Source organism: Zoogloea sp. JDB1, assembly GCF_056724025.1.
Genome location: NZ_CM161496.1, coordinates 3196155 through 3212343, shown reverse-complemented (window position 1 = coordinate 3212343; position 16189 = coordinate 3196155). Strand labels below are relative to the sequence as shown.

11 protein-coding genes are annotated in these 16189 nt (G+C 67.2%); 10 read left to right on the top strand and 1 reads right to left on the bottom strand.

Annotated elements, in window-relative coordinates; all coding sequences use genetic code 11:
- Positions 1–127: 127 nt before the first annotated feature.
- Positions 128–2074 carry a phosphate transport regulator gene (locus AC1PPK_RS14490; RefSeq protein WP_481113751.1) on the top strand — a complete coding sequence of 649 codons (1947 nt, stop codon included), beginning with the start codon at positions 128–130 and terminating at the stop codon, positions 2072–2074.
- 3 nt (positions 2075–2077) lie between these two features.
- Positions 2078–3691 (top strand): PEP/pyruvate-binding domain-containing protein, encoded by a 1614-nt coding sequence (locus AC1PPK_RS14485; RefSeq protein WP_481113750.1) that lies wholly within the window; start codon positions 2078–2080, stop codon positions 3689–3691.
- A gap of 1 nt (position 3692) precedes the next feature.
- On the opposite strand, the gene AC1PPK_RS14480 is transcribed toward AC1PPK_RS14485, so the two are convergent.
- Positions 3693–6188 carry an alkaline phosphatase D family protein gene (locus AC1PPK_RS14480; RefSeq protein ID WP_481113749.1) on the bottom strand — a complete coding sequence of 832 codons (2496 nt, stop codon included), beginning with the start codon at positions 6186–6188 and terminating at the stop codon, positions 3693–3695.
- A gap of 162 nt (positions 6189–6350) precedes the next feature.
- Here AC1PPK_RS14480 and AC1PPK_RS14475 point away from each other — a divergent pair, with 162 nt between their 5' ends.
- The 8 genes from AC1PPK_RS14475 (at position 6351) to AC1PPK_RS14440 (ending at position 16141) form a co-directional block, all read left to right on the top strand.
- Positions 6351–7571 carry a glycerophosphodiester phosphodiesterase gene (locus AC1PPK_RS14475; protein ID WP_481113748.1) on the top strand — a complete coding sequence of 407 codons (1221 nt, stop codon included), beginning with the start codon at positions 6351–6353 and terminating at the stop codon, positions 7569–7571.
- Positions 7572–7784: 213 nt separating this feature from the next.
- A complete protein-coding gene (locus tag AC1PPK_RS14470) occupies positions 7785–9200 on the top strand; it encodes an alkaline phosphatase (RefSeq protein WP_481113747.1) in 1416 nt (471 codons plus the stop codon).
- Positions 9201–9216: 16 nt separating this feature from the next.
- Positions 9217–10629: an alkaline phosphatase gene (locus AC1PPK_RS14465; RefSeq protein ID WP_481113746.1), complete on the top strand. Its 1413-nt coding sequence runs from the start codon at positions 9217–9219 to the stop codon at positions 10627–10629.
- 100 nt (positions 10630–10729) lie between these two features.
- Positions 10730–11395, top strand: coding sequence for a hypothetical protein (locus AC1PPK_RS14460; RefSeq protein ID WP_481113745.1), 666 nt, complete (start codon positions 10730–10732; stop codon positions 11393–11395).
- Between the two features lie 131 nt (positions 11396–11526).
- Entirely contained in the window at positions 11527–12198 is a 672-nt protein-coding gene (locus tag AC1PPK_RS14455; RefSeq protein WP_481113744.1) for a hypothetical protein, read from the top strand.
- A 120-nt stretch (positions 12199–12318) separates the two neighbouring features.
- On the top strand, positions 12319–13227 hold the full coding sequence (locus AC1PPK_RS14450; protein WP_481113743.1) for a TRAP transporter TatT component family protein: 909 nt from the start codon (positions 12319–12321) through the stop codon (positions 13225–13227).
- Positions 13228–13302: 75 nt separating this feature from the next.
- On the top strand, positions 13303–14307 hold the full coding sequence (locus tag AC1PPK_RS14445) for a TRAP transporter substrate-binding protein (RefSeq protein WP_481113742.1): 1005 nt from the start codon (positions 13303–13305) through the stop codon (positions 14305–14307).
- 16 nt (positions 14308–14323) lie between these two features.
- Entirely contained in the window at positions 14324–16141 is a 1818-nt protein-coding gene (locus AC1PPK_RS14440; protein WP_481113741.1) for a TRAP transporter large permease subunit, read from the top strand.
- Positions 16142–16189 lie beyond the last annotated feature (48 nt).

The following is a 16189-nucleotide window of genomic DNA, read 5'->3' as shown; positions in this document are numbered from 1 at the left end:
ACGGTCCGCTGCAAGCATGCCGAACGGCGCCTCCTGGCGCCGTTTTCTTTTGGACAGCTCCACGCAGCAATACGCCTGTCACCCTAGCAGCGCAGTCTTTCCCTTCCATCCCCAGCGGAAGAGGATCATGACGGAAAAGACCCGCATCATCGACGCGCTAGGGGAGCCCAGCCTGCTCCTGCCTGCGCTACTGGCCGAGGCGCTGGGCGCCAACGACCGCGCCAAGTACTACCTCAGCCTGATCCAGACCGCGCGGGCCCACGCCTGCAATCCGGAACGGCCTCCCGCCTCCCTCGGCCTGGAGCGCGTCGCCGCCGGCATCGGCGACGAGAACCTGGACAACATTCCCGACAACAGCCGGCAGATCGATACCGACCTGTTCCACATTCCATCCGCCGACGCACTATGCGGACGTATTTCCGCCGAGCTGGAGAGCATGTTCGAGCCCATCCGCAACAGCGGCGAGGACGTCTCGGTACCCCTGGCGGCCCGCCTGGCCGCCCTCCATGCCCAGGCCTGGTGCGACAGCGCCGACACCCTCAGCGCGACCCAGATTCACCGCCTGACCTCCGGCGACCGGGAACGCGGCGACAGCGCCCACCTGCTGGTGATGGACATGCACAAGGTCCTCAACCGGCTGCAGGCCCGCATCGCCAGCGAGGACATCGACGGCGCGGCCACCTACGACACCGCGCCAGGCGACCGCCCGCTGATCGCCGCCTTCATGCGTGGCGTCAACGCCACCCGCCCCCTCAAGTTCGATCACCCCGGCCTCGGCACCACCGCCACCCGCAACGGCGGCCGGCTGATCCTGCAGAACGACATCGGCACGACGGACGCCCACGTCCTCGTGGTGCACGTGGAAAAGCGCTGTGTGACGCTGACCTACACCGACGTCCACATGCAGCGCCTGGTGTTCTTCCAGAGCCTCTTCGAGCACTGGGCAGTGAGCTGGGACGATACCCGCTCCCGCACCGACCGGGACCTGGAGGACGGCGTCTACCACATGGGCACCGGCCGCTTCACCGCCAACAATGAAGCCGGGCTGTGCGACTACCTGCAGTTCCTCGGCTCCCGGCTGGTCTTCCTGATCGACTGGAACCGCGCCCGCAAACGGCTGCGCCTGCTGCTGCCGAAGAAGGAAAGCCTGGGCCTGCTCAAGTGGGCCGCCGACGAGAACCTCGGCCACATGGGCTGGCTGCGGGCCGGCGGCGAACAACTCGTCTTCGACGCCCTCGCCTTCGCAGCACAGACACCGCCTGCCTTCGGCTCGCGCCTCGACGACATGCTGGAACGCAGCCGCGCCACTGCCTTCATGCAGTTCGTGCTGCGCGTGTGTTCGGAGAGCCAGCAGCAGGGCGAGCCGGAGGACATGCTGCGCGACCGCATCCATGCCGAGCTGGTGAGCTGCTTCCGCAGCACCCGCCACCAGCTCATCGACATCGCCGCCGAACATGCCGCACTGGCCGTCGAGCTCGCCAGCAGCGTGCGCGACAGTCTCCTCGACCTGCGCACGGCTGACGGCAGCTCGCGCATCGCCTTCAACGCCGAACGCGCCAAGGCGTGGGAACACCGGGCCGACGAGCTGGTCAACCTCGCCCGCGAGTTGCGGCACAGCGGCGGTGGCCAGAACGACTTCTACTGCACGCTGCTCGAAAGCGCGGACGACATCACTGACGAACTGGAAGAAGCGGCCTTCCACCTCAGCCTGATCCCCGGCACCCCGCCCTGCACCGCGCTGCTCGACGCGCTGGAAGGCCTGGCCGGCATGGTGGTCGGCAGCACGCAGGAATTCCTCAAGGCCCTGGAGTGCGCCCGCAACGTGCGCCGCGGTTGCCCGCGGGAAGAGCTGCAGGACTTCCTCGAAGCGGTGCACCAGATCATGGCTGCCGAGCGGCGGAGCGACGACGCCCATCGCAGCTTCAAGCGCGCCCTGATCGTCGCCGGCGACGCCTTTCCCCAGCGCTTCGCCAGCACCGAATGCGCGCGCAACCTCGAAGCCGCGGCAGACGCCCTCCTGCATACCGCCCTCAAACTCCGCGACCACGTGCTGGCCGCCATGCTGAGCGAGTAGACCATGGATCTCCAGGCACACATCTACGCCATCGGCCTGCCCGGTACGCGCATCGACGGCGCGGTCGACGGGATGGGCTTCAAAGCCTTCAATCTGGCCCGCATGGCCTCCATCGGCCTGCCGGTGCCGCAGGCCTTCATCCTCGGAACCGCAGTGCAGCAGGCACGGCGCGCCGACCCAGCCGGCTTCCGTGCCCCACTCCGCACCCTGCTCGAAAGCCAGATCGAGCGCCTGGAGGCGGCCTGCGGGCTGGAGCTCGGCTCCGGCCGCAAGCCGCTGCTGGTCTCGGTCCGTTCCGGCGCCCCGGTCTCGATGCCCGGCATGATGGACACCGTGCTCAACGTCGGCCTAACCGATGCCACGCTGCGCGGCCTCCTGCGCCTTACCGGCAACCCGCGCCTGGCCTGGGACTCCTACCGGCGCCTGATCCACCAGTTTGCCGAGGTGGTGCACCACGCCCCGCCGGAACCCTTCAACGCGGCCCTGCGGCTGGCCCTCGAACACGCCCGCGTCAGCCGCCCCACCGGGCTGGACTTCCGTGCTCTGGCCAGCGTGGCCCGCAGCTACCTAGACGTCTATGAAGGCATCGTCGGCCGGCCCTTTCCCCAAGATCCGCTGGAGCAGCTGCTCGCCGCCAGCGAAGCGGTGTTCGACTCCTGGCAGTCACCCCGCGCCGTCGCCTACCGCCAGCTGCACGGCATCGATGACAGCTTGGGAACGGCCGTCACCGTGCAACGGATGGTGTTCGGCAACGCCGGCGGTACGTCCGGCAGCGGCGTCGGCTTCACTCGCAATCCTGCCAACGGCGATCCCGCGCCCTACCTGGACTTCCGCTTCAACAGCCAGGGCGAAGACGTGGTGTCGGGCCAGCACTCGGCCTCCGACGCCACCCGCCTGGCCATCGTGCTGCCCCACGTACATGCCCACCTGCAGGCCCTCGGCACACTGCTCGAGCGGCAGTTCGGCGACGTGCAGGAATTCGAATTCACGGTTCAGGACGGTGTGCTCTACCTCCTGCAGACCCGCGACGCCAAGCGCACGCCGTGGGCGGCGCTACGCATCGCGGTCGATCAGGTGAACAGCGGCGCCTGGTCGCCGGCCACTGCCCTGGAACGGCTGGCCGGCGTAGACATTGACCAGATCGCACGCACCCGCCTCGTCGCCGATCCGCCCCTCGAACGCCTGGCCGCGGCCATCCCGACCAGCGTCGGCGTCGCCGCGGGCGCGATTGCCCTCGACGCGACCCGCGCCGTCCAGTATGCCGCCGCCGGCCAGGCCTGCATCCTCGTGCGCAATGACTTCAGTACTGCCGATCTGCCCGGCATCAAGGCCGCCGCCAGCATCCTGACGGCCCGCGGTAGCCGCACCGCCCACGCGGCGGTGATCGCCCGGCAACTCGGCAAGCCCTGTCTCGTGGGCTGCAACGAACTGGCCATCGACCTGCAGCAACGCACCGTCAGCTTCGGCGAACGCCGCCTGCAGGAAGGCGACGCCCTGACCGTGGACAGCGAGAACGGGCTGGTTTTCGCCGGTACCGGGCGCATCGAACGCGAGCGCCCGGACGCCTGGCTGGACACGCTGGCCACCTGGGCCTGCGTGGCCGGCCAAGCCCACTGAATCAGACCACGCTCAGCGCCGCGCTGCCCGCCGCCACGCGGGCAGTGACCGTGCGGGCGATCGGATTCGCGCTGGGGGCAGCAGCCCCCACCAAGCGATTGACCTGCTTGAAGACACAGGTGAGACCGCCCGGCGTCACCGTCACCACACCGTAGCCCTGGGCATCGGTGCTGACCCACTTGATCCAGGGGTTCCTCGAAATCCCGGCCAGTTGCTGCGCAAGGCCAAGCAACTGGGTCGAGAACGTCGGGTCGGCCTTCAGACCATTCAGAACCGCAGTCGTTGTCGCATCGAGGGACACCTCCGGCACGCCCTGCGCCGCCAGCGCCGAACGCACCCGCACGCGTGCCTGTTCGGCGAGCTGGTCAAGGCTCGGCGCCGCAGCGGCCATCGTGAAGTCGAACAGGTTGAAGCGCAGCTCCAGCGTCCCCACGCCGCTGACCGGCACCGACAGGGGGTAGTAGATCAGCGTCGCCAGATCGGGGCTGACCGACCCGACCGCATCGGCGTAGAAAGTGAACAGAGACTCGGAGCTGATGCCGGCGGTGACGAAATCCACCATCACCGGCTGCGGGCTGGCCGCGTCGAAATCGTCCATCACCACGCCGGCGTCAAAGCAGTGCAGGTCACCGGTCAGCGCCACCACATTGCGGATGCCGCCGGCCTTCAGGTGCGCCATCAGCGCCTTGCGCTCGGCGTTGTAGCCGTCCCACTGGTCGCAGTTGAACAGGAAGCGGGTGAAGTAACTACCCAGCGCCGCGGCCTTGCCGGACGACTGGATGAAGGACGAGGCGACACCCTTGGCCTGGATGTCGGGTTTGATGTAGCCGAAGGCGATAGCCTGCGCCGCCGCCGACACCTGGGGCGCCGTACCGCTGGCCGCACTGGCGGCACCGAAGGCGGCGACTGCGATGGCCGCCTGCGCAGCCGTCAGCCCGGCGCCAGTCGCCGCCGTGCCGGTGTCGCCGCCGCCGGCCGCCGCGGTCGCAATGGCCGTAGCCGCAGCAACCGCAACGGCCTGGCTGGCCCCGGCGGTCATCGCCGCCACCAGGGCCGACGCCACCGGCACATTGCCGCCGGTGGCCGACAGCGCACCCTGGATGCTGGTCGCCAGCGTGCTCACCGCCTGCAGCGCGAACAGCGTGGCGATCGCGTCGGTGCCGTCAAGCTGCATGCGCAGCAGGGACACCTCGTTGCACCACAGCTTCCAGGTGGCCGTCGAGTTGCTCATCGTGCTCTTCCACCACTCGCGCTGGGTGCGGCCGAGGATGGACACGTTGGCGAGCGGATCGTCCGCCGGCGCGGCCGCCATCTTGAGCGTCTCGAAGCTGTCCCGTGTCGTTTGCGACACCACGTAGCGGGCGCCGATCTGGCCAAGCTGGGCTCCCGTGGCCGGGTTCGGCAGCGCTTCGGGAATGATGTGGTCGGAGCGGAACATGCGCTCGTCCGTTACCACCAGGTGGGCCAGATTGCCCCACTGAATGTCTCTGTACAGGTGCACCGTATCGAAGCTGGCGATGCTCTCGTCCAGCTTCACATCGGCAGGCATGAACTCGAACCAGGCCCGGTTGGCCGCGCGGCGGCGGGCGCTCTGATGGGTGTTGTCGCCGCGTCGCGTGGCCGCGTCGTAGGTACCGTTGTCGTAGGTTTCGGCATCCCCCCAGCAGTCGTCTGAGAACTCGTGGTCGTCCCAGGTGGCGACGAAGGCGAAGCGCTCATGCACCGCCTGCAGGCGCAGATCGGTGCGGTATTTCTTGTACAGGTAGCGGTAGTCGGCCAGCGTATTGGCGTACTTCGCGCCACCACCGCTGCTGGTGGAGATGCCATCGGGCAGCACCAGGCGGTCGTGGCGGCTCTCCACTGCGCCGCTCTGGAAAGCTTCCCCGACGGTCTCGTAGATGTAGTCGCCGAGATGGACGATCAGGTCCACGTCCTCGTTGCGCGCGATGTAGTCGAAGGCCGCCCAGTGATTCACGCTCCAGTCCTGGCAGGTCATGAAGGCCAGGCGCAGCTGGTCCACGCTGGTGCCGCGGGCCGGCGCCGTGCGGAAACGGCCGACGCGGGAGCGGACCTCGCCGGCGATGAACTGGTAGTAGTAGAGGCCGCCCGACGCCAGGCCAGTGACCTTGTTGCGCACCGTGGCGTCGTAGCTCGCATACACCGGCACCTGGCTGTCCACCAGCAGGCGGCCGGCCAGTGCCGCAGTGCTGCCGAGCGCCGCGTCATTGTCGGCGTCTGTGACGATCAGGCGGATCGTCACATCGGCGGCCCCCGTTGCACTGGCCACATCGTCGAGACCGATGGGCACGACACGGGTCCACAGCACCACCCCTTCCGGCGACGGATCCCCCGAACCGACACTCTGCGGGAACTTCCAGTCGTTGCCGAGTGCACGCGGCGGCAGGCCCGAGCCGCTGCTTCCACAGCCGGCCAACCCGCCAACGGCCATCGAGATGGTCAGAAAACCACTGTTGCGGAGAAAGCTGCGGCGATCCATGGAGATGCTCCGGGGAAGGGGAAAACCCGCGAGCCTAGAGGGTGGCAGTTACACGCTTGTTGCACGGCAACAAGCGAACAGAAAAACCTTCGAAATCACCGACAGATAACGAATACGTCATAAGAAGATGACATCTTTTCTGGCTTTTACCAGGAGATTCCCATGTACAAATCCGCCCGCACCCCGTCCACCTCCTTCAGCCTCACGCCCGTTGCGCTGGCCTGTTGCAGCGTCCTGCTGCTGTCCGCCTGCGGTGGCTCCAACGACGACAACGGCCTGCCGACGCTGAACGGAGACGCTCCCCTCGTCGTCGCCCACCGCGGCGCCTCGGGCTACCTGCCGGAAGAAACCCTTGAGGCATACAGCATGGCCATCGACATGGGTGCCGACGTGGTCGAGCCGGATCTCATCTCCACCAAGGACGGTGTGCTGATCGCCCGCCATGACCCCAACCTGGCCTACAACACCGACGTGGCCAACCACCCCGAATTTGCGGCCCGCAAGAAGACCACCCAGGTGGACGGCGAAACCCAGACCGGCTGGTTCGCCAGCGACTTCACCCTGGCCGAGATCAAGACCCTCGGCGGCATCTCCACCGACGCCGAGCGCCCGCAGCAGTACAACGGCCTCTACAAGGTCATCACCTTCCAGGAACTCATCGACCTGGTGAAGGCCAGGAGCGCCGCTACCGGCCGCACGATCGCCGTCTACCCGGAAACCAAGAACCCCACCTACCACCGGGATCTCGGCCTGCCGCTGGAGGACAAGCTCATCGACCTGATCAACAAGGCCGGCTGGAACAGCAAGACCGCCCCGATCTTTGTGCAGTCCTTCGAGCCGAGCAGCCTCAAGTACATGCGCAGCAAGGGCCTGAACACGAAGATGGTGCAACTCATCGACGCCGACGATGTGAACCTCAAGACCGGTGCCCTCACCTACGCCATGCCCTACGACAAGCCCTACGACTGGGCCAAGGCTGGCGACAGCCGCCTGTTCAGCGCCATGGTCACCCCGGCCGGCCTCGCCGAGATCAAGACCTACGCCGACGGCATCGGCCCGTGGAAGCGCTACATCATCGCCGTCAAGGGCACGCTGGACGCCAGCGGCAACCTGACGGACATCAACGGCGACGGCAAGATCAACGAGGCCGACACGGTCAGCCAGCCCGCCACCACGCTGATCGCCGACGCCCACAAGGCCGGTCTATTCGTCCATCCCTACACCTTCCGCAACGAACAGCGCCGCCTCGCCAGCGACTACAAGGGCGATCCGCAGAATGAATACCTCGCCTACTACCGCCTCGGCGTGGACGGCGTGTTCTCCGACTTCGCCGACACCGCACTGGCCGCCCGCAAGGCCTACTTGAAGGAAATGGGCCGCTGATGCCTTGAGCCCGGCTGACGGACTCGACCTGGAGACTTTCCCCAATTTCTCCGTGGAGGCGAGTGAATTCGCCCCCACGGAGCGGGACCTCGGCAGTGGCACCTCCCAGAGCTTTCACCGGCCTTTCATGTAATCGCAATACATCACTGCCATATTTGCCGTCTTTGATGAATCCCCTTTGAAAATCCCCTTTCCCCCGGAGGCTTCCGAAGCATGTTGAAACCCGTCTTCCTCGCCGTCGCTGCAGCAACGGCACTCCTCGCCGGCTGTGGCGGCAACAGCAGCAGCCATGACGCGCCCAAGAACGTCATCTTCTTCCTCGGCGACGGCATGGGCATCAACACCCTGACCGCGGCACGCATCTACAAGGTGGGCGAAGACGGCGACCTGACCATCGATACCCTGCCGGAAACCGCCTTCGTCCGTACGTATTCCAACAACGCCCAGGTCACCGACTCGGCCCCGTCGATGGCGGCCTACATGACCGGCGTGAAGATGAATAACGAAGTCATCTCCATGACCCCGGAGACCTCCGCCTTCGACGCCACCGGCAAGAACTACCTCAACGGTACCGACAGCACCTGTCCCGCCACCGGCAACGGCAAGGCCGTCACCACCCTGCTCGAACTGGCCAAGGCCGCCGGCTGGGGCACCGGCGCGGTGACCACCACCCGCATCACCCACGCCACCCCGGCCGTCACCTATTCCCACATCTGCCACCGCGACGCCGAAAACAACATCGCCGCCCAGGCTGTGCCCGGCGGCACCGGCTACAACAGTGCCCTCGGCGACGGCGTGGACGTCCTCCTCGGCGGCGGCCGCCAGTTCTTCCTGCCCACCGCCGCCGGCGGCAAGCGCACCGACGGTCGCGACCTGACCGCCGAGTTCATGAACAAGGGCTACACCTACGTCAAGAACAAGACCGAGTTCGACGCGGCCGCGGCCAGCTCCACCAAGAAGCTCGTCGGCCTGTTCACCAGCAGCCACATGAGCTACGACATCGACCGCGACCCGGCCGTCGAGCCCAGCCTGGCCGAGATGACCACCAAGGCCATCGACATCCTGTCGAAAAACAACAAGGGCTTCTTCCTGATGGTGGAAGGCGGCCGCATCGACCACGCGCTGCACGAAACCACCGCCAGGAAGGCACTGCAGGACACCGTGGCCTTCGATGACGCGATCAAGACCGCCATCGCCAAGATGAAGACCATCGACGCGGACCTGTCCAACACCCTGATCGTCGTCACCGCCGACCACGACCACACCATCGTCCTCAACGGCTACGCCGCCCGCACCGGCGCCACCACCGCCAGCAACCCCGGCGTGCTCGGCCTGCTGAAGAACTTCGTCACCGGCGCGCTGAATCTGGACAGCTCCGGCAACCCCTTCACCATCATCGGCTTCGGCAACGGCGAAAACCGCCCGGCCACCCGCACCGCCCTCACCGATGCCCAGGTCGCCGACAAGAACTACCACCAGGAAGCCGCCATCCCGATGGCCGCCGGCAGCGAAACCCACGGCGGTACCGACGTGTTCCTCGGCGCCATCGGCCGCGGTGCGGACAAGTTCACCGGCGTCATCACCAACACCGAAGTCTTCAACCTGATCCGCCAGTCGGTCGGCCTGTAAGCGGAGCTCACCCACGATGAAAACCCACTTCAAGACCTGCGCGGCCGCCATCGCCCTGATCGGCGCCACCTCCTCCGCCTTCGCCGCCGGCGAAGCCACCAACGTCATCTTCTTCCTCGGCGACGGCATGGGCCCCACCACCGTCACCGCCAGCCGCATCTACAAGTACGGCGAGGCCGGCCAGCTGACGATGGAGAGCCTGAAGCGCACCGCGCGCATCAAGACCTACTCCAACGACGCCCAGACCACCGACTCCGCCCCGTCGATGGCCGCCTACATGACCGGCGTGAAGATGAACAACGAGGTGGTGTCCATGAGCGCCGACACCAAGGCCTACAACGGCGCCACCCCGTACGTGAACAGTGCCACCGGCGACAGCACCTGCCCGGCCACCGGTAACGGCACCGCAGTGCCGACCCTGCTGGAACTGTCCAAGGCCGCCGGCAAATCCGTCGGCGCGGTAACGACAACCCGCGTGACCCACGCCACGCCGGCCGTCACCTACTCCCACATCTGCCACCGCGACGGCGAGAACGACATCGCCGCCCAGTTCGTGCCGGGCTCCGGCAAGTTCAACGCGGCCCTCGGCAGTGGCGTGGATGTACTGCTCGGCGGCGGCTCCAGGTTCTTCCTGCCCACTGCCGCCGGTGGCAAGCGCACCGACGGCCAGGACCTGACCGCCCTGCTGAAGACCGCCGGCTACACCTATGTGAATACGGGCACCGCCTTCAAGGCCATCGACCCGGCATCCACCGGCAAGCTGGTCGGCCTTTTCAACAAGGACCACCTCAACTACGAGCTGGATCGTGCCAAGGCGGCCAACAACATCGACGAGCCCAGCCTCGCCGACATGACCGAGAAAGCCATCAAGATCCTGCAGAAGAACAGCAAGGGTTATTTCCTGATGGTCGAAGGCGGCCGTATCGACCACGCCCTGCACGGCACCAACGCCAAGCGCGCGCTGGAAGACACCATCGCCTTCGACGACGCCATCAAGCGCGCCCTGAGCCTGGTGGATCTCAAGAACACGCTGATCGTCGTCACCGCCGACCACGACCACACGATGACCATCAACGGTTACTCCCACAAGGGCAACCCGATCCTCGGCAAGGTCACCGACATCACCCAGACCACCGTCCAGGGCAAGCCCGTGCTGGCCAACGCGGCCGACGGCAAGCCCTACGGCACCCTGGTCTTCGGCAACGGTGGCGGCCCGCGCAAGGCCGTCCGCGACGACCTGACCAGCGTGGACACCACCGCTGACGACTACATCCAGGAAGTCGGTGTGAACCTCGGCGCCGTCGGCAACGAAACCCACGGCGGCGGCGACGTGATGCTGTTCTCCACCGGCGCCGGCAATGCCGGCTTCAAGGGCACCATGGTCAACACCAAGGTCTTCGGCCTGGTGAAGTCCGCCCTCGGCCTCTGATCCCTACCGAGCCATCCAGGGGGGCTGCCCTAGCTTGAAAAACTGGCCCCTTTTTCGCCCGACCTTCCCAGGTCGGGCTTTTTTCTTTTCCCCCGACATCATGAAACGATTGCTTCCCGCCCTACTGGGCGCCCTCCTCGCCGCCCCGGCCCTCGCCGACGATCTGGCCCTCAAGGTCGAACACGACATCACCACCCTTGGCGCCGACGGCGTGACCCACATCGTGCGCTTCGGTGAACGCCTGGTCCGCCGCGACAACCAGAGCTGGGTGGAGCGCATCCTGCCGGCCCACGCCCACGAAGCCGAGGACCACAAGGCCGGCGACAAGAACCACAAGCACATGGACACCTCCGCCGCTGCCCGCTGGGTTCAGCGCGGCAATGACGGCAAGCTGCGCGTGCGCATCGTCAATGAACACGAAAAGATGGTCGTGGACATCGCCCCGGTGGATTACACCAACATCGGCTTCGACGGCAAATGGAGCACCGCCAACCAGTTGCTCGACCCGGAGCAGATCAAACGCATGAAGGCCAGCAGCCGCAGCGCACCGGCCGGCACCCGCTGGTACGAAGGCGGCACCGCCCAGACCCGCGTGCAGGTACTGTGGGACGAGAAGGAGCAATACCCGCGCCGCATCGAATCGACCAACCAGGCCGGCACCAACCGCAGCACGATGATCGCCACCCGTGAGGCGATGCCCACCAAGCTGCCATGGACGCGTCTCGACGGTTATGTTCAAAAGGAATATTCCGATCTGCTCGACTGAGTCCCCCGGCCGCACCGAAAAATGCTATTTATATAAACAGACACCCGGGCCGCGGAGGGAGAACATTCGCATGAAGACCCGGGTGCCGCGCAGGGCATTCCTGCCTCTACCCAAGCATGAAAGGTACGGCCATGAGCAATTACGGAAACCACGAAAGCTACCAGCTCGATCACTTCGCACTCGACATCACGCCTTACGTCACCCGGGAACTCAATCCCCATGAAGCCGGCACGGCCGTCCAGTACGGCGCCGACTTCAAGGTCCGCTTCACCCGCCAGGGCAGCCACGAGCACAAGCTCGGGCTGCTCCAGCTCATCCGGCCGCAGACCCAACTGTTCGCCCACACGGTCGTCGGCGACTGGAACGTGGACAAGCAATACCCCGACGACGACACCGCCATCGTCCTCGAGCAATGTCTTTACGGCAGCGACGGCGTGAAGATCGGCACCCACTCGGCCACCTACGCCGGGCACGAGATGCGCCGGTTCGGCGAGAGCGAATGCTGGCTGATCGACACCCCGCGGGAAATCAACGGCAACTTCGAACGGGGCGTATTCACCGGCCTCACCAACACCAAGTTCGCCAACTACGTGGTCGAACTCGACGGCCCCATCGGCCGCCTCTTCAACACCGGCATAACCTGGGGCTACTCCGTGCAGCAGGACGGCAACCGCCCTGGGAACTTCGACCTGCACGTGCTCGAACCGCGCCCCATCCAGCTTACGGAGCACAACGAGCATCTCGCTGCCATCAGCAGCTTCCTCAACGTTCCCAAGGGCAAGCTCGCCGAGCTGATCCGCTGATCCCGTCGGCATGGGACGGCGCGCGGCCGGTGGTCACGCCCGCGCAACATTGGCGGGCTATCTTCTCGGCGTTTCAAGCATGTGGCTCGAAACGCCGGCCCACCAGACCCACGCCCTCCCATGCCGATCACCGCCACGCCAGCCCGTCTGGCGCGCTTCGCTGCCCCCATCCTGCTTGCTGCCGGCCTGAGCGCCTGCTCCCCGACCCAACTGGTCATGCGCGGCGTCGCCGACCAGCTGGCCGCCCAGGGCCAGTCCAGCGAGGATGACCTGGAGCTGGCCCACGAAGCCAGCGCCTTCTACCTCAAGCTGTCCGAATCGGTGCTGCGCCAGCAGCCCGGACACGCCCCGCTGGCCGCCGCCGTCGCCGGCGGCTTCACCCAGTACGCCTACGCCTTCGTCGCCTTCGAGGCCGACCGCCTGGACGCCACCGACGCCAAGGCCGCCCAGCGCCTGCGCGAGCGGGCCGCCCACCTGTACCGGCGCGGCCGGGACCACGCTCTCGCCGCCCTCGAAACGGCCCAGCCCGGCTTCCGCCAGCGCCTGGCCGACCCGGCCCAACTCGCGGCTCTGCGCCTCGCCCCCGAACAGGTCGCCCTCGCCTACTGGGGCGCCGCCTCCTGGGGCGGCCTGATCTCCCTGTCCAAGGACGATCCCGACATCGTCGCCGACCTGCCGCTGGCCATCGCGCTGGCGCAGCTTGCGTGGCGTGCCGACCCGACTTTTGGTGGCGGCAGCCTGGCCGGCCTGATGGGAACCTTCGAAGTCGCCCGCCCCGGCGGCAGCCGCCAGCAAGCCCTGGCCTATTTCGACGAGGCCCTGCGCCTCGGCAACGGGCGCAATGCCGGTGCCTTCGTCGGCAAGGCCGAGGGCATCGCCCAGCCGGCCGGCGACAAGGCCGCCTTCCTCGACCTGCTCCAGCAGGCCGTCGCCATCCAGGATCCGCCGGGCAGCCCGCTGGCCCTGTCGAACGAAGTCATGCGCCGCCGCGCGCGCTGGCTGATCGAATCCGCCGACGACCTGTTCTGACGCCAGCCCAGACCCAACACTGCCCAGTTCACGCTGCCCCCTCCGGGCCGCCCTCAACGCACTGAAAGACTTCCCATGTTCAAGCTCCGCCGTCTCGCCGCTCTTGCCCTCGGCCTGTTCGTCAGCGTCAACGTCCTTGCCGCCGGCCAGCTGCGCATCGGCACCCTGGCCCCGAAGAACTCCCTTTACCACCGCCAGCTGATGGAGGTCGGCGAAGCCTGGCGCACCGCCCAGGGCGACGGCGCCAAGTACGTGATCTACCCGGACGGCAGCCAGGGCGGCGAGACCGACATGGCCCGCCGCATGCGCATCGGCCAGCTGCAGGGCGCCCTCCTGTCGGTGGTCGGCCTGCGCGAGATCGAGCCGTCCATCGCCGCGCTGCAGAACATGCCGCTGCTGTTCCGCAGCTGGGAGGAGGTGGACTACGTGCGCGAGAAGATGCGCGCCGGTATGGAAAAGAAGTTCCTCGACAAGGGCTTCGTCGTGCTGGCCTGGGGCGATGCCGGCTGGGTGCGCTTCTTCTCCAAGGAGCCGGCCCTGCGCCCCGACGACTACAAGAAGATGAAGTTCTTCGCCTGGGCGGGTGAGTCGGAGCAGCAAGAGATCATGAAGAGCCTCGGCTACACGCCGGTGCCGCTGGAAACCTCCGACATCCTGCCGTCGATCCAGACCGGCATGATCAACGCGGTGCCCGCCACACCCTATTTCGCGCTGGCCAGCCAGGTCTACAACACCGCCCCGCACATGCTCGACATCAACTGGGCGCCCATCGTCGGCGCGCTGGTGGTCACCAAGAAGAGCTGGGACGAGATGAGCCCCGCGGCCCAGGAAGCCCTGCGCAGCGCCGGGGCCAAGGCCGGCCTGCAGATGCGTACCAAGGCCCGCCAGGAAGTGGACGAAGCCGTCGAAGCCATGAAGAAGCGCGGCCTGCAGGTGCACAAGCCCAACGCCGAGCAGATGAAGGAATGGAACGACCTGGCCGACAAGCTCTACCCGCGCATCCGCGGCAAGATGGTGCCGGCCGACACCTTCGACGAAGTCTTCGCGCTGCTGAAAGCCTACCGCACCGGCAAGCGCTGACCCCTGATCACCTCCCATGCGCCGCCTGCTCTCCTTCGACGAAGCCATCGCCTCCACCGCGCTGGCGCTGATGACCCTGATCCCGCTGATCGAGATCGCCCTGCGCCCGCTGCACGGCAAGGGCATCGACAACGCACCGCTGCTGGTCCAGCACCTGGGCTTCGCGCTGGCCATGTTCGGCGCCCTCCTCGCCGAACGGGGCGGACACCTGACCAGCCTCGGCAACGGCTTCGCCACCTCGCGCAATCCGGTTGTCCGTGCGGCGTCGACGGTGTTCGCCAAGGGCAGCGCCGCGGTGCTGTGCGGCATGCTCGGCAGCGCCAGCTGGAACTTCGTCGCCAGCGAACTGGAAGCCGGCCGTGAGCTGGCCTACGGCATACCGGTGTGGGGCGTGCAGGCCCTGATGCCGGCTGGCTTTCTGCTGCTGGGCCTCAAACTGGGCAGCCGCTGCTCCCGTAGCCGGATCGCCGGCCTGCTGCTCGGTCTTGCGCTGACCGCCGGCGGCTTCGCCTTCGCCCGCCATTTTGACGACGCCACGCTGCCACTGGCACCGCTGGCCCTGTGGCTGGTGCTGGCGCTGCTGGCCGGCGCGCCGATCTTCACCGTCCTCGGCGGTCTGGCGCTGGCCCTGTTCTGGTCGGAGGGGCAGCCACTGGCTTCCGTGCCCCTCAGCCATTACCAGATCACCGTCAATCCGTCCCTGCCGGCCCTGCCGCTGTTCACGCTGGCCGGCCTGGTCTTCGCCCGCAGCGGTGCGGCCGGCCGCCTCGGCGCGCTGTTCACCGCCAGCTTCGGCGGCAGCGTCACCGGCACCGCCATCGCCGCGGCGCTGCTATGCTCCTTCTTCACTGCCTTCACCGGCGGCAGCGGCGTCACCATCCTGGCCCTCGGCGGGCTGCTGCTGCCGCTCTTGCGGGACGCCGGTTTTCCGGAACGCAAGGGCATCAGCCTGGTAACCAGCGCCAGCGCGCTGGGTGTGTTGCTGGCGCCATCGGTGCCGCTGATCATGTACGCGATCATCGCCCGCGTGCCGATCAACAGCATGTTCCTGGCCGGTATCGTCCCGGCGCTGGTGATGGTGGTCTTCCTGCTGATCATCGGCGGCTACCTGCGCCGCGGCGGCGTCGCCATGATGAGTGCGGAACGCCCCCGGCCCGACGCCCGCGCGGCGCTGTCCGCCGCCTGGGCGGCCCGCTGGGAGATCCTCGCCCCGCTGGTGGCCATCGGCTCCCTGGTCAGCGGCGTGGCGACGCCCACCGAGAGCGCAGCCCTCACCGCCGCCTACGCGATCCTCACCCAGGCCATTGCCCACCGGGAGCTGGACTGGGCGCTGCTGCGCCGCTGCCTGGCCGACTGCGCCCAGGTCATCGGCGGCGTGATGCTGATCCTCGGCATGGCGCTGGGCCTCACCAACTACCTGGTGGACGCCGGCATTCCGGATGCCGCCGTGGAATGGGTGCAACAGGCGCTGCCCAACAAGTTCGCCTTCCTGGTGGCGCTCAACGTGTTCCTGTTCCTCGCCGGCGCGCTGATGGAGATCTACGCCGCCATCGTCGTACTGGTGCCGCTGCTGCTGCCGGTAGCCACCAGCTATGGCATCGATCCGGTGCACTTCGGGGTGATCTTCCTGGCAGTAATGGAAATGGGCTTCCTGTGCCCGCCGGCCGGCATGAACATCTTCTTCGCGTCGGCGATGTTCGCCAAACCGATCCGCGAGGTGGCGGTGTCGGTGCTGCCGGCCCTGCTGGCGATCTTCCTCGGCGCGCTGGCAATCTCCTGGCAGCCGTGGCTGGCCACCGGGCTGCCGACGCTGCTCAGCCACGCCGGCAACTGAACGCGACGCGGGGCGCCTGGGCGCCCCGCAATCAACCAGGCGCTGTGC

Bases quoted from the DNA above. Each gene is read 5' to 3' on its own strand.
- AC1PPK_RS14490 (WP_481113751.1), top strand. From the start codon at position 128: ATGACGGAAAAGACCCGCATCATCGACGCGCTAGGGGAGCCCAGCCTG.
- AC1PPK_RS14485 (WP_481113750.1), top strand. From the start codon at position 2,078: ATGGATCTCCAGGCACACATCTACGCCATCGGCCTGCCCGGTACGCGC.
- AC1PPK_RS14480 (WP_481113749.1), bottom strand. From the start codon at position 6,188: ATGGATCGCCGCAGCTTTCTCCGCAACAGTGGTTTTCTGACCATCTCG.
- AC1PPK_RS14475 (WP_481113748.1), top strand. From the start codon at position 6,351: ATGTACAAATCCGCCCGCACCCCGTCCACCTCCTTCAGCCTCACGCCC.
- AC1PPK_RS14470 (WP_481113747.1), top strand. From the start codon at position 7,785: ATGTTGAAACCCGTCTTCCTCGCCGTCGCTGCAGCAACGGCACTCCTC.
- AC1PPK_RS14465 (WP_481113746.1), top strand. From the start codon at position 9,217: ATGAAAACCCACTTCAAGACCTGCGCGGCCGCCATCGCCCTGATCGGC.
- AC1PPK_RS14460 (WP_481113745.1), top strand. From the start codon at position 10,730: ATGAAACGATTGCTTCCCGCCCTACTGGGCGCCCTCCTCGCCGCCCCG.
- AC1PPK_RS14455 (WP_481113744.1), top strand. From the start codon at position 11,527: ATGAGCAATTACGGAAACCACGAAAGCTACCAGCTCGATCACTTCGCA.
- AC1PPK_RS14450 (WP_481113743.1), top strand. From the start codon at position 12,319: ATGCCGATCACCGCCACGCCAGCCCGTCTGGCGCGCTTCGCTGCCCCC.
- AC1PPK_RS14445 (WP_481113742.1), top strand. From the start codon at position 13,303: ATGTTCAAGCTCCGCCGTCTCGCCGCTCTTGCCCTCGGCCTGTTCGTC.
- AC1PPK_RS14440 (WP_481113741.1), top strand. From the start codon at position 14,324: ATGCGCCGCCTGCTCTCCTTCGACGAAGCCATCGCCTCCACCGCGCTG.